The sequence below is a fragment of the Streptomyces sp. NPDC002133 genome, assembly GCF_040296405.1.
In the GTDB taxonomy this organism is placed as follows: domain Bacteria; phylum Actinomycetota; class Actinomycetes; order Streptomycetales; family Streptomycetaceae; genus Streptomyces.
Genome location: NZ_JBEOXF010000071.1, coordinates 25,127 through 39,197 on the forward strand (window position 1 = coordinate 25,127; position 14,071 = coordinate 39,197).

7 protein-coding genes and 2 pseudogenes are annotated in these 14,071 nt (G+C 68.8%); 4 read left to right on the forward strand and 5 right to left on the reverse strand.

Going from position 1 to position 14,071, the window contains the following annotated elements; all coding sequences use genetic code 11:
• Positions 1-473 precede the first annotated feature (473 nt).
• Positions 474-830 (forward strand): DUF192 domain-containing protein, encoded by a 357-nt coding sequence (locus ABT078_RS37085; RefSeq protein ID WP_351235855.1) that lies wholly within the window; start codon positions 474-476, stop codon positions 828-830.
• Positions 831-854: 24 nt separating this feature from the next.
• Here the strand turns inward: ABT078_RS37085 and ABT078_RS37090 are convergent.
• Positions 855-1,980: pseudogene (locus ABT078_RS37090) on the reverse strand (putative hexosyltransferase).
• Between the two features lie 504 nt (positions 1,981-2,484).
• Between ABT078_RS37090 and ABT078_RS37095 the strand changes: the two are divergent.
• Together ABT078_RS37095 and ABT078_RS37100 are read left to right on the forward strand one after the other, a co-directional pair.
• Complete coding sequence (locus ABT078_RS37095) at positions 2,485-5,889, forward strand: S8 family serine peptidase (protein ID WP_351235857.1); 3,405 nt, start codon at positions 2,485-2,487, stop codon at positions 5,887-5,889.
• Positions 5,890-7,341: 1,452 nt separating this feature from the next.
• Positions 7,342-8,247, forward strand: coding sequence for a hypothetical protein (locus tag ABT078_RS37100; protein WP_351235859.1), 906 nt, complete (start codon positions 7,342-7,344; stop codon positions 8,245-8,247).
• Positions 8,248-8,334: 87 nt separating this feature from the next.
• Here the strand turns inward: ABT078_RS37100 and ABT078_RS37105 are convergent, their stop codons facing one another.
• The 3 genes and pseudogenes from ABT078_RS37105 to ABT078_RS37115 all read right to left on the reverse strand — a co-directional run.
• Positions 8,335-8,490: a hypothetical protein gene (locus ABT078_RS37105; protein ID WP_351235861.1), complete on the reverse strand. Its 156-nt coding sequence runs from the start codon at positions 8,488-8,490 to the stop codon at positions 8,335-8,337.
• Positions 8,491-8,731: 241 nt separating this feature from the next.
• Positions 8,732-9,844, reverse strand: coding sequence for a SpoIIE family protein phosphatase (locus ABT078_RS37110; protein WP_351235863.1), 1,113 nt, complete (start codon positions 9,842-9,844; stop codon positions 8,732-8,734).
• Positions 9,845-10,543: 699 nt separating this feature from the next.
• Positions 10,544-10,625: pseudogene (locus ABT078_RS37115) on the reverse strand (TetR family transcriptional regulator); the annotation flags it as partial.
• Positions 10,626-11,535: 910 nt separating this feature from the next.
• On the opposite strand from ABT078_RS37115, the gene ABT078_RS37120 reads away from it, so the two are divergent.
• On the forward strand, positions 11,536-13,764 hold the full coding sequence (locus tag ABT078_RS37120) for a glycoside hydrolase family 3 N-terminal domain-containing protein (RefSeq protein ID WP_351235865.1): 2,229 nt from the start codon (positions 11,536-11,538) through the stop codon (positions 13,762-13,764).
• 68 nt (positions 13,765-13,832) lie between these two features.
• On the opposite strand, the gene ABT078_RS37125 is transcribed toward ABT078_RS37120, so the two are convergent.
• The coding region (locus tag ABT078_RS37125; RefSeq protein WP_351235867.1) for a hypothetical protein at positions 13,833-14,071 on the reverse strand (239 nt) is incomplete at its 5' end.

Consider the following 14,071-nt stretch of genomic DNA (forward strand, 5'->3'; position numbering starts at 1 on the left):
ATCGGCGGCGTCGACCCACATCGTGTGCGTGCCGTCTTGACCCACGGTCAGCCCGTGCCGTTCCACGCCAGGCCGACCGAGCGTCTCCCACCGTCCGTACGTCGCGGCCACCTCGTCCCACAGACGCCGCGGGCCAGCCTGCGTGACGGTGAACTCGTCCGCTTGGCGCCCGTCGTAGTCGACAGTGGCCCACGACGGGCTGCTGGCGTCCTCGAGCTCGAGACGGGCGTGCGCGTGCTCACCGCTGGTGTCCCACGCGAACGAGGCTCGCCGGGACGGTCAGGCCGATGTGGAACTCGGCGGCCAGGTCACCGCCGGCGACAACACACGGCGACAGCCCGCTGCGCGAGACCGTGCTGCGCCGCCAACCGCCCGACCCTAGACCCCGCCCCACACCCGGGTTATGGGCCCTGGGGCCCACTCTCCGTGATCCAGGACCAGAGCCGTACGACTCCCCGCTACGGTCTACGGCCATGGGCAACTGGCATGACGGCAGGGGTGCGTTGATGATCCCGGGCCGCGACGCTCCGGTGGATCTGCTGATAGCCGCCTCGTACCGGGCACGCACCCGCGGTCTGCTCGGCCGTGATGGCATCGACGGCGCGATCATCCTGACCCCGTGCGCCGGCGTGCACACCTTCCGGATGCGCTTCACCATCGATGTGGCCTATCTGGACAAGCAGTTGCGCGTCCTCGACGTCCATACGATGAAGCCGGGGCGGCTGGGCATGCCGCGCCTGCGCTCGCGCCATGTGCTGGAGGCGCGGGCGGGGGCGATGGAGGAATGGGGGCTGCGTCCGGGCGCACGGCTCGCGATCGAGCCGCGGTAGGGACCGCCGGGCCACGGCGCCGGGCTACGGCGGCCCCGAGCCGAGCAGCGTGACCGCCCCGTACACCCCCGAGGCGACGGCCGGCAGCCCCACCACTGCTGCGGCCGTCCGCAGCCGGAGCCCCGCAAGCGCCACCGCGGCCGGGAGCAGCAGCGGGAAGGCGGGTATGATCAGGCGCGGCCGGGAGCCGAAGTACGCGGCGCCGATGAACGAGATGACGACGGTGCCGATCGCGTACACGAGGACGGGCAGCGGCTGCCGCTGCCTGACGCTCAGCCACACCGTCCAGCTCAGCAGCGCGAGGGCGGCGATCAGCCCGATTCCGGCAAGGGATACGGCCCGGTCAGCTGCTCGCCGACGAAGCGGGCGAGCGCGAGCCCTCCGTCGATGGTGTTGCCCCAGGCCGCCTGGACCTCGAAGTACCCGGTGGGGCTGCCCTCCCGGACGGCCACGAAGATCACGTACGCCAGCCAGCCCAGTGGTGCGAGCCCCGCTCCCACGGCCATCCGCCAGGTCGGGCTCCCGCGGACCAGGCTCACCAGCGCGGTGATCCCGAGGGCCGCGATGAGCGCGACGGCCGACGGTCTGGTGAGTCCGGCAAGCGCGCACAGCGCCCCTGCGAGGATCCAGCGGCCGGTCAGCACGGCGAAGAGCGACCAGGCTGCGAGGGCGGTGAAGAGCGTCTCGGTGTACGCCATCGACTGCACGAACGCCGTCGGATACACCCCCCACAGCACCGCGAGCAGCACTCCGGCCCGCTGCCCGGCGATATGCGCCCCGACGGCGTGGATCCCCCAGGCGGCGGCGAACGCCGCGACCCACCCGATCGCCAGCCCCGCGGTCGCCGCGTCGACCGGGAGGACCGCCGAGACGCCCGCTCCAGGGCGGGCAGTAAGGGAAAGAAGGCGAGATCGGAGTGGACGCTCCCGGTGGGGAGCCGCACCTCGTACCCGTATCCGTTCTCGGCGATCCGGGCGTACCAGACGGAATCTCAGCGCCCCTTGAGCCGGTGCAGCCCGTCCTTCCTCTGGGCGGCTGCGAACGCCGCGAGAATCACCGTCCCGACCAGCCGTACGGCCGCGTATCCGAGGAGCGCGGGTGCGGCAGCGGGGACTCTGCGCGGACGGGGGGCTGGGGGCCGCTGGGACATGTGCCCGATTATCCCGTGCACGTCCCTTCCCGGGGCCGTACGTCGCGGCCATGGCCGCAGCCGGCCGGACAGGACAGGACACACGAACTGTGTCGTGCATCACACAGGGCAACCAGTCTGGTGCGCGGCTCGGTTCAGGGTGAGTAAGGGCACCGGGCGCGCAAGCGCAGAACACAAGGACTGCGGTGGGTAGTTGGACGCGGTGCAAAAAGTTCGTGGCCAGTGCGCCGTGGCTGCTGAGCGGCGATCTCGGTCGACGTACCCCTGTGTCGGGCCGGCGCAGGACCGCGGCGTTTCCGTATGTCGTCCGACGAGAAATTTCTTGAGTCGGAACTCAAGGTGCCCTCGTGATGTCGCGACTCGGGATCACCGCTTCGGTCGCATTCCCTTGCGCTGTGCCTTCGGTTCGGGATTGCGGCTTGCACTGCCCGGGACGGACATCACCGAAGTTCACGGGGCCGCGACAAAGTCGCGTGCCCGTTCATTGATGGGTTCAGGAGAAAGATGGGGACAACGTTGATACGCAGACCTCATGGATATGTGGCGAGCGCCATCGCCATCGGCATGGCTGTGTCGCTCAGCTCGGGTTTGGTCGGCGGGGCTGCTGCAGCGCCGTCGAGCGGTGGCAAGGGCGTGAGTGAGGGCTTCCTCCGGAGTTCCGGTGCGCAGGCGAGCACGGTGACGCTGATCACCGGAGACCGGGTCATGGTGGACGGCTCCGGCCAGGTCACCGGGGTAGAGCGGGCGAAGGGTCGGGAGCGGATACCGTTCTCGGTCCGGGAGGTGGCCGGGCACACGCACGTGGTCCCCGGCGACGCGGAACTGCTGCTGGCACAGGGCAAGTTGGACGCACGGCTTTTCGATGTGACGCAGTTGGTGGCGGACGGCTACGACGACGCGCGCCGTTCCGACCTGCCCCTGATCGTCACCTTCCGGAACAGCGAGGCGCCCTCGACGAACCGGTTCACCGGGGCCGGGGCGCGGTTCGGCCGTGCGCTGCATGTCGTCAACGGTATGGCGATGGAGGCCGTCAAGAAGCGTGGCAGCGAGTTCTGGGACGCGGTGACCGGCGCCGGTGGCAGGGGTCGGGCGCCGTCGGAGTTCTCCGCTTCGACGGCGGTGGAGAAGGTGTGGCTGGACGGCAAGCGCCGGGCCAGTCTCGACAAGAGCGTGCCGCAGATCGGTGCTCCGACGGCCTGGGCCGCCGGCTACGACGGCACGGGCATCAAGGTCGCGGTACTGGACACCGGGGTCGACAAGACCCACCCCGACCTGGAGAGCCGGGTGATCGCGGAGCAGAACTTCTCCGAATCCCCGGGCACCGGTGACAAGTACGGCCACGGCACCCACGTGGCGTCCATCGTGGCCGGGACGGGCGCCAAGTCCGGCGGCACGTTCAAGGGCGTCGCCCCAGGCGCACAGATCCTCAACGGCAAGGTCCTGAGCGACTTCGGTGAAGGCTCGGAATCCGGCATCATCGCGGGCATGGAGTGGGCGGTGGCACAGGGTGCCGAGGTCGTCAATCTCAGCCTCGGCGGCGAGGACACCTCCGACATCGACCTGATGGAGGAGGCGGTCAACCGGCTCTCCGCCGAAACCGACGCGCTCTTCGTCGTGGCGGCCGGCAACAGCGGCGAACTCGGCGAGCGAACGGTCAACTCCCCGGGCAGCGCCGCGGCCGCGCTCACCGTCGGTGCCGTGGACAAAAACGACCAGCTCGCGGACTTCTCCAGCCGCGGCCCGCTCATCGGTGACGGCGGCATCAAGCCCGACCTGACCGCGCCCGGCGTCGCCATCACGGCCGCTTTGGCCCCCGGGAGCCTGTTCGAGGGCGATGCCCCCTCCGGCACACCGGGCTACGTCGCACTCGACGGTACGTCCATGGCGACCCCGCATGTCGCCGGTGCCGCCGCCATCCTGGCCCAGCAGCATCCCGACTGGGACGGCGAGCGCATCAAGGCGGTTCTGACCGGTTCCGCGGAGCCCGCCGCCTACAGCTCCTTCCAGCAGGGCACCGGCCGCACCGATGTGGCCCAGGCCATGAAGCAGAGTGTCATCACCGGCGAGCGATCGCTCGACTTTGGCAAGCAATCGTGGCCGCACGATGACGACACACCGGTGACCAAGAAGCTCACCTACCGCAACTTCGGCTCAGAGCCGGTCACCCTCGACCTGTCCGTCGAAGCATGGTCGGCTGACGGCAAGCCCGCCGCTGAAGCCATGTTCACCGTCATGCCCCAGCGGCTCACCCTCCCGGCGGGCGGCGAGGCAAGCGCCGCTGTGACGGCCGACACCCGCGCGGGCAGCGCCGACGGCACGTTCGGCGGCTCGGTCAGTGCCACCTCCGTTGACGGGAAACTCAGGGTGCGCACCGCCATCGGGGCCGAGCGCGAGGTCGAGTCGTACCACCTGACGCTCAAGCACCTCGACGAGCACGGCGCACCCACCGGCGACGGGGTCACCAACGTCCACAGTCACGACAGGAGCTTCTACGCCTCCTACGCCGACGAACAGGACGGCGAGGTCACCGTCCGGCTGCCCAAGGGCGACTACACCCTCAGCAGTGGGATCCACCCGCTCGGCGACATCGCAGTGCTGCTCCAGCCGAAACTGCGACTGGACGCGGACACCACCGTCGTCGTCGACGCCCGCAAGGCCAAGCCGGTTCAGATCACCGTGCCCGACCCCGCGGCCAAATCCGTCGAGGCCAGGATCTGGGCCGGCTTCAAACGGGGCGAAGGGCAGCGCAAGGGCCTCTACAACTATCTCTTCGCCGACTTCCGGGACGTGAGGGTCGGACAGCTTGGCGCCGCGCTCCCCGCGGACGAGGCGTACGCCCACTACTCGGGGAACTGGAGCCGGGACGGCGAGGGCGCGCCGGTGAACTACCACCTTGCCTGGAATCGCACGGGCCGGCTGGACGGCTTCAGCGCAGCGCCCAAGAAGAAGGACCTCGCCAAGGTCGACATGCTGGCCGGTTCACCCGCCGCGGGCAGGGTCGCAAAACTCCAGATCAACCCCGTCACCCCCCGCGGAGAACTGGTCTATACGGATCAGGCGGAACCGGATCTGCCGCACCGCAGGACCGACTACGTCCTCGGCAACGGCATCAAGTGGTCCTACCACATGTGGATGTACGCAAGGGCCGAAGACGGCTCCGAGGACATCGACTCGAAGCTCGTAAGCGTGCCCAGGACCTACCGAGCCGGCAAGAGCTACACCGAGCGATTCAACATCGGGGTCTTCGGCCCGGCCCTGGGCGACAGGCGAACCGAACCGCTCGGTGAAAACCCCGGTATCGCGCGCAACGGGAACACCATCAGGGCTTACCTGCCGCTGTTCGGCGACGGCTCCGGGCACTGGGGTAACAGCAACTACCTCACGGTGGACGACTCGCTCCAAGTCGACGGCAAGGAAATCCTCGCCTCTTCCGATCCCTCGCCGACCGATGGCGGAGAGTACACCGTTCCCGCCAAGGACAGCGCCTACAAGCTGGCCCTGGACACCAGCCGCGACCCGGCCTTCAGTCCGGTCAGCACCCGGGTGAAGGCGGAGTGGACCTTCCGCTCCGCCGAAACGCCGGAGGGCACCTGGACCGCGCTGCCGCTGTCCGTGGTCCGCTTCTCCCCCGACCTGACCCTGGCCGGCACGGCGAAGGCCGGCCGGCAGTTCAAGGTGCCGTTCCACGTCGAGGGCGCCGCCGCCGGACAGCAGCCCAAGAAGCTCGCCTTCGAGGTCTCGTACGACGAGGGAACCACCTGGCAGCCGGCCAGGGCCGTCGGCAGTGGACACCTGTCGCTGAAGCACCCGGCCAAGGCGGGCTCCGTTTCGCTGCGGGCCAAGTTGACCGACATGCAGGGCAACACGCTGGTCCAGACGATCGAGCGCGCCTACATCCTCACCCAGTAGCATTCTCGACCTTCCACACGGGCCTGCCGGGGGTGGCGTCAACGCCACCCCCGGCAGGCCCGTTGGCACTGCACGGGCGGTGGGCCGGGATTCTCCAAGCCCGTTTACCTCGGCGTTTCGCCGGTGGTTTCGCACCTCATGAAAGCGCTCGTCGGCGATCCGGCCGACGAGGTCTCCGACCTGCGCCCTTGGCGGTGCATCGGGTGGGCGATGCGGCCGGTCGATGCGGAGGAACAGCAGGCCGGTGGGCTGGCTGCCGTGGTCGATCAGGCACTGCCACCAGGCACGGACCGCGCGGACGGGGCACGTCGCCGGGTTGGCCTGTGTACTCCAGTCCCTTGGCTCGGGTTGCGTGATTTTGCGGTTGGCGGGCGGCCGCGATGGGGGACGGGGAGCTCGCTGAATGTCTTGGGTCGTTCGCTGATGTGGCGTCGAAGGTGTCGGTGGCGACACCAAAGGTCCACACCGAAAGGAACAATTCGGAAGCGGCCCGACTGGAGCCCTCCGTCGGCGCACTCGAACTCGAGCCTCTGGCCTGCCGTCCGCGTATCTCGCTGAGTAGTTCCTCGGCGTCGCGCAGATGACGGTGGCCCGGCTCCAGGGCGCGGCGGGCGTCGTCGGTGATCCGTACCAGAGTGTCGGCGGCCTCACTGGGCCGGCCGATTGCTACCAGGACACGGCCTGGTCAAGGCGGGTGCGAAGTGTGTGTGGGTGGTCCGCGCCGAGGAGCGCTGTGCGGTCGGCAGCCAGCCTTTCGAAGCCGGCAAGTGCCTCGCTGGCCCGTCCTCCACGGGCTGCGAATGATGCCAGGCTGCTTCGGATGGCCAGCGTGTGAGGGTTCGAAGGGCCCAGGCACGCGGCGCCTTCGTCAGCAGCTCACGCATCTCTCGGTCGGCGGGCGCGAGTTCGCCTTGCCGTGCGGTGCACCGGATGAGGCTGCGGTGGGTGGCGATTGTCTGCGGATGGGCTGCCCCCATGAGGCGCAACCGGTGCTCGTGGAGCGTCTGCAGCTGTTGCACTGCGGTGCCGGCGTCGCCACCCTCGTCAATGCAGTGCGCCAGCTTGGTTTCGTTCCCGTGAAGTAGCAGCGTTTGATCCGCGGTTTGGGCAGCAGTTGGTGATCTTGAGTGCTGCAGTTGCTCACGCGAAATGACGTCACCGTGGTGGGGTGCCACCGAAGTACGGCAGAAGCGGCCCGCGTTCTTGATCACCGGTCGTTAGACTTCTGAGGTTCGCGCTGGCGGCTGACGGTTCTCGGGGGGGCGGGTGGCGTCGATCGACCGGACGGCGTACCCGAGGTTCGCGCGTGCAGTGTCGGCCCGGTCGTTGATGAAGGGGTTCACGGATCGCGTGGTCGGCGAGTGGAGGAGGGCTGCGGTGTCTGAAGGCCAGGCTGTGGGCGATGACCGGTGGGCAAGGTGGCCAGAGCCGTGGGCGGGCACAGATTGCGACATGCGTACGGTCCTGGGCGCGATCCCGCGGGAGGTCAAGGACGAGTTCAGGTACGACGAGATCCCTTGGAAGCGGTTTCCGCACTTCTACGGCCCGGGCGAGGAGATTCCCGGTCTCCTTGCGACGCTCGCCTCCGAAGATGCCGAAGCCGCCGGCAAGGCTTTGTGGCAGCTGTGGATAGATCTTCACCACCAGGGCAGCACGATCGCGGTGGGAGCATTGGCGGTGCCGTTCCTGCTCCGGATCGCGGCTACCGGGTCCCCCGGGCTCCGCGTGGAAATCCTTCGGCTGGTTGCCGAGATCGGACGATGTCAGCACCTTGGGGACGGATCGCGTGAAGGCCTTCTCCAGGTCGCTGAGGATCCATTGGTAATGGAGGGCACCACGGAATGTCCGGTGGACTGGACGATTCAGGCCGCTCGCGATGCCATCACGGGCGACCTGCACCTCCTGTTCCCTATTCTCTCTGACCCCGATCCCGATGTACGCTCCGCGACCGCCTTCGTCCTGGCGGCGGCGATCAGGGAGATTCCATGCGTCTCCTCGGCCCTGCACCACAGGCTGGCCGTGGAAAGCGATCCGGTGGTCCAGGTGAGCTTGATCCTGGCGGTCGCCCAGCTCGCCCGGGAACACCAGGATGCACACGCTCGCGCGTGGGCCCGGGACCTGTGGTCGGATCCTGGCCGATCGCCCGAGATCCGCATCGGCGCCGGTCTCGCCTGGTTGTGCCTGGTCGCCGACCCCGTCCCTGACGAGCTCCGCGCCCTCCTGACCGACCCGAGTACCGACCAACGCAGCGATCTCCTTCAGCGGGTGCCATGGCTCCCGCCGGTCGACTCCAACAGCGGACTGCGCCGCTGCATCCACGAAATGCTCACGCCGAATATCCCCTGGAACAGCGTTTGACGGCCCTCTGTCGGCGTACAGGCTCAGCTGGCCCTGGCAAGATTTCCGTGAAGTCGGGGTGTGCGTCCGTGCGCCGGTGACGCTCCGTCATGGGTAGTGGCGTCGGAGCTGGGCTGTGAGGATCACGCGGTGGCGGAGCAGCGGGACTCCGGCGCGGCCGGCCATGAGCCGCTTCTGGAGTTTGACGTCGGTGATGCGGCCCTCGTTGACGCCGGAGTTGAACGGGGTGGTGCTGCCCTGCACGACCGCCGCTTGGTCCTCGCGGATGGCCTTGGCCAGGCTGGCCAGTGCCGGGAGGCGGGAGGTTGTGAGTTTCTCGAGCCAGTCCGGGGGGCGTTGGTGTCGCGGGCATCGAGCATGGCGGCGAACTGACGTACCAGGTCGTGGGTGTGGTCCAGCTCGTGGCAGTGTGCGAGCAGCCGGTTCAGCCGCGCTGCGGTGTACAGGCCGCGCGGTCCTCAACGATGGTTCCGCAGGCATGTCATCACAGGGGGACGACGACCAGGGCGGTGTCGTCGGTCTGGCCGTCGGGCGGGAGGAGGTCGACCAGGAGGGTGTCGGCGAGGGCATCGGGATCGGTCGCGTCGCAGCGCGTGAGGGAGCGTGCGAGCCGCCCGAGGCCGGTATCGATGTCTTCGCGGCGGCGTTCGATGAGACCGTCGGTGTACAGCACGAGTACTGCACCCGCGGCAAAGGGCACGGTGGCCTCGAACCGTGACGAATGTTCCGGGTAGGCGGCGAGTGGAGGGTCGGTGACCTGGTCCAGGAACTCCACGGCGCCGTCCGGCCCGCGGAGGGCCGGCGGGGGGTGGCCGGCCCTGCTGTAGGTGACGGTGAGAGTTTCCCAGTCGATGAACGCACTTGTCACAGTCGTGTTCTCGGCGCCGTCGACGGAGCGGGCGTACATCCCCAGGATTTCCAGGGCCCGTGCGGGGCCGCTGGTGACCCGAGATGCGGCACTGAGGGCGCTCCGCAGCTCTCCCATGACGCCGGCCGCGGAGAGGCCGTGGCCTACGACGTCGCCGACGGCTATCGCGACGCGGCCATCAGGCAGGTCGACCAGGTCGTACCAGTCGCCGCACACGTGCAGCGTGTCGACGGCAGGCCGGTAGCGTACGGCCGCTGAATGGCGCCCCAACGGGCGGGGAGCGGGCAGCATCGCCTCCTGCAGGCTCAGGGCGACTTCGCGGGCGCTGATGAGGTCCGTGACGTCCTGCACCCGGTGGAGCACCAGCACCAGTCGCCCCTCCGGGTCGAACAGCGGGATGTTGGTCGCGGTCAAGTAGCGCTCTTCCCCTTTGCCTCGCTCACCGGATTGCTCCATGAAGTAGCGCTGAAGGTCCATGACGTCGCGTAGGCCGGACTCGATCACACGACGTAGTGACGCCTCGATGTTGCGCACCACGACCGCGTCCTGCTCCACGCGTTCGGCGAGGTCGTCGGGCAGGTAATGGCCGATGACTTGCTCGCGGGTGCGGCCCGCGAGCTGCAGAAACTCCTTGTTGGCGTCCGCGTAGACGAGCTGCGGGGTCAGTAGCGCCGTCGGCCCGGGAGAGGCCTGAAACACCGTCGTGTAGTCGATCTCCAGTCCTGTCATCCGTTCCGCCTCCACACCGCTACCGTGCCCCTGGGAAGCCGGGCAGGTCACGCGGGCAGCCCACGGGCGGTCGGCACACGCTGGGAGAACTCGTGCGCCTGCCCAGCTGGACGTACCGGCCCCACGCTGCACCTAGCTCCAGCATCACCCCCGGGTCTACGGAGCGGCAACCGGGACATCGGCAGGTCACGGCGTCTCGCCGGCCCGTGCGCGGTACTCAGCGGACGATTCCGGTCCGTCGATGTCACGAGGCACGTGGCCATGCGCTCCGAAGGAAGGCACAAGGGTTCCCCGGTGCGACTCGCACCTGCGGCCGAGCGCGTCTGGCCTCGGCAGTGCGGCAGTTTGCAGGCACCGCGCGGTGTCCCCCATCAAGGGGGCAACACCTTCACGCAGGATCCGAACCCTGAGCCTCCGCACTGCCGGGATCGGACCAGATGTCGGGCGGTACGACGCCGACGGAGCGTCCGTAGGGGTCGAGGATGTGAACGAGATGCTTGTAGTGCCGCAAGGTGATCACTCGCTCGGCGATGTTGATCTTCGGCTGGGCGGTGGCGACCTGGGTTTCGAAGCGGAGAACGTCTCGACGGAGCGGAGATAGGCCTGCAGGACGAGGTTGTGAGGGCCGCTGAGCGGGGAAATCAATGCGGAGTAGACGCTTCACTGCCACCTGCCCCGCGAGGCCAGTCGTCCGTTTCGACCGGCTCGGGAAGTGCCGGTGCAGCGTGCCGATGCCGACACCGGCGCGGCGGGCGATGTCAACCAGCGACGCCGGCTGTCCTCCTCGCCCCGGTCCAGCGCGCCGGGCCCTGTCCGCGCCGGCACGCGGCTCCCACCAGGGGCACGCGGGGAACCGCTGCCCCTCACGTGCGGCGCCCAGCGCTGAGGCCCGTCCGAACGCGCGGCAGGCACCGCACTGACCGCGGCCCCGGTGCTCTGCGGCGCGCCCGCGGTCGGCTCTGCCGGGCCGCACACATCACCGCCGCGGTGGAAATATGTGGAATTGCTGGGGAACCCTGCTCGCAGCTGAAGAGTGCCGCCATGGACGCATCACTCGAAGAGCCGGCAGGGGAAGAGCGCCTGCGGAACGGCGTGCCCGGCTGCGCGAATCGGTGCGTGCCCGCGCGTAATGGCGCCCGGCCCATGACGATCACGCCCACCGCGAGTGGCGGCGCACGACGTGCAGAGGGACGCTGTCCGGTCCTCGGGCCGCCCTGGTCAGCACCATCGGATGCCGACCGGACTCCGATCACGCTCTGCGTACGGTCTCAACAGGTTCCGAAAGAAGGGATGGAGGTCGCCGCCGGAACCTTGTGTGGTGTCACGGAACAGGCCGATCACATCGACGCGGCGGCGAACCGGAGTGCGGGCCGCTCATGGGCTTGGATGCCCCACTCTGTGTGACCTGCGGATTGTGTGCGAGCGCAGCCTCGCCGATACCGGTTCAATCGTCAAGCGGTCGGGACTCGATGGCAGTGAACACCCCGCTGTTGCGCGGGAGTTCCCAGATGTTGCTGTGTCAAAGTCTTGACGCCATGCCGGGTCAAGGAAAGGCTTCCGCCAGCAACAGCGAAAGGCCTGCCGCATTCGATGGAAGGCCCCGATTCCGGGGCCCGGACAGGAACGGGATACCTGCCATGCCATTGAGTCAACCGCGCCGTAGTCTGAGAGCGCTCTCCACCCTTGCCGTCGTGACAGCCTGCGTCGCGTCCGTCGCGGCCGTGCCCGCCAGCGCGGACGTTCCCCTCTACAAGCGGGCCGGCGCCCCCGCCGAACAGCGCGCCGAGGACCTGCTGAAGCGGATGACGCTTCACGAGAAGATCGGGCAGATGGGCCAGGTCGCCGTCACGCGCATCCAGGGCGACTGCGAGTGGAGTGGCGGCGCGCTCAACGAGACCTGTATGAAGACCGTGCTCGGCGACTACGCGGCCGGGTCGATCCTCTCCGGCGGCGGCATGCCCCCCGCATCCAACACGCCCAAGGCCTGGGCGGAGTTGGTCAACGCTGTGCAGAAGTACGCCGTGGAGAACTCGCGCCTGCACATACCGGTGCTGTACGGCGTGGACGCGGTGCACGGGCACAACAACGTGCTCGGCGCGACGGTCTTCCCGCACCAGATCGGTATGGGGGCCACCTGGGACCCGGGCACCGTCGAGGACTCCGCCGCGGCGACCGCCCGGGCGGTCGCCGCCACCGGCATCGACTGGAACTTCTCTCCCGTCGCCGACCTCTCCCGCGACCAGCGCTGGGGCCGCTACTACGAGACCTACAGCGAGGATCCGCTGCTCGCCGGCACGCTCGCCGCCTCCACCGTCAAGGGCACCGAGCAGGCGAACGGGGCCAAGGAGGTCGCCGCCAGCGTCAAGCACTTCGCCGGGTACTCCGAGCCGTTCAACGGACACGACCGCGCCCCCGCGGACGTCTCCATGCGCTATCTGCAGGACACCCTGCTGCCGCCCTACAAGCAGGCCATCCAGGCCGGCGCGAAGACCGTGATGGTCAACTCCGGTGCCGTCAACGGCGTTCCGGCCACCGCCTCCACGTACCTGCTCACCAAGGTGCTGCGCGATCAGTGGGGCTTCAAGGGCGTCGCGGTCAGCGACTGGGAAGACGTTCGTGCCCTCCAGACCAGGTACAAGATCGCTGCCGACTACCCCGAGGCGATCGCCCTCGCCGTCAACGCCGGCGTCGACATGGCCATGGAGCCGTACTTCGCCAAGGACTGGAGCGAGGGTCTGAAAGCCGCCGTCGACCGCGGACTGGTCTCGGAGCGACGGATCAACCAGTCGGTCAAGCGCATCCTTGCGCTGAAGTTCGAACTCGGTCTGTTCGAGAACCCGTACGTCGACCCGGCGAAGGCCGACGCCGCCGTACTCGGCACCGACAAGGACCTGGCCCGCAAGGCCGCCACCGAGTCGCAGGTACTGCTGCGCAACGAGGGCGGCACACTGCCCCTCTCCGCGTCCGCCAAGAAGATCGTCGTCGCCGGATCGTACGCCGATGACATCAACAACCAGGTGGGCGGCTGGACCATCGGCTGGCAGGGCGTCCCCGCCGGAGTGAAGATCCCCGGCACGACCGTCCTGAAGGGCATCCAGGAAGCCGCCGGAGCCGGCACGCAGGTGGTGCACGCGAAGACCGCCGACGAGGCGGTGGCCCAGGCCGCGGACGCCGATGTGACCGTCGTCGTGGTCGGTGAGAAGGCCGGCGCCGAGGGCCCCGCGGACAACCCGAGGCCCGAACTCACCGCCGACCAGCAGGCCCTGGTCAAGTCGCTCAAGCAGACCGGCAAGCCCGTTGTCACCGTAGTCCTCGCCGGCCGTCCCCTCGTGCTCGGCGACGCCGCCGACACCCAGGCCCTGCTGATGTCCTGGCTGCCGGGCTCCGAAGGCGGCCACGCCGTGGCCGACGTCCTCTTCGGCAAGGCCAACCCCGGCGGACGTCTGCCGGTCTCCTGGCCCAAGGCTCTCGGCAACGACCCGCTGTACTACCAGCAGCTGCCGGGCACCAACGGCGGCCCGGAGTCCCAGTACCACGCCCTGTACCCGTTCGGGGCCGGTCTCTCCTACACCAGCTACTCCTTCGACGGGATCACCCTCGACAAGCCATCGGTCCGCGCGGGCGACAAGGTGAACCTGCAGGTGAAGGTCTCCAACACCGGCAGCCGCGACGGCGACCTCGTCGTCCCGGTCTACGTCTCGCGTCCCACCAGCGATGTGCTGGCCCCGTCCCGCAAGCTGGTGGCCTTCACCAAGGTCCACCTCAAGGCCGGCGAACAGCAGACCGTGCGCCTCACCGTGCGGCCGAACGTCCTCGCGGTCACGCCCGGCGACATCGACGGCGCCGGCACGCAGCGCGTCGAGCGCGGCGCGTACACCTTCACCGCCGGCGAGAAGACCGCCGGCCTGACGGTCCGCTGAGGCTCTGACGATCCATCAGGCCTGAGCCCGTGGGTCGCGCCCGTCAGAAAGGCGGACGCGGCCCACGCTTACGTCCGCTGCGCCGCCGGACCATCTGCTTGCGGCACCATGCGCCCGGCCCAGTCCTCCGCCGTGGCGCCCGAGCTGAGGCGCTCGGCGATGTACGCCATGGTGGTCTGCGCCGTGGCGAGGAACGCGTCCTGGATACCGCCCTTAGCCTTGATCCACCGATCTGATGGCTGTGGATGACTCTTCGGGAAACAAGGAAGTGCCTTGTGACCTGCGATGATGGGAGTTCTTGAGGCTT

Coding starts and splice junctions, on each gene's coding strand:
- ABT078_RS37095 (WP_351235857.1), top strand. CDS start 2,485: ATGGGGACAACGTTGATACGCAGACCTCATGGATATGTGGCGAGCGCC.
- ABT078_RS37110 (WP_351235863.1), bottom strand. CDS start 9,844: ATGACAGGACTGGAGATCGACTACACGACGGTGTTTCAGGCCTCTCCC.
- ABT078_RS37085 (WP_351235855.1), top strand. CDS start 474: ATGGGCAACTGGCATGACGGCAGGGGTGCGTTGATGATCCCGGGCCGC.
- ABT078_RS37100 (WP_351235859.1), top strand. CDS start 7,342: ATGCGTACGGTCCTGGGCGCGATCCCGCGGGAGGTCAAGGACGAGTTC.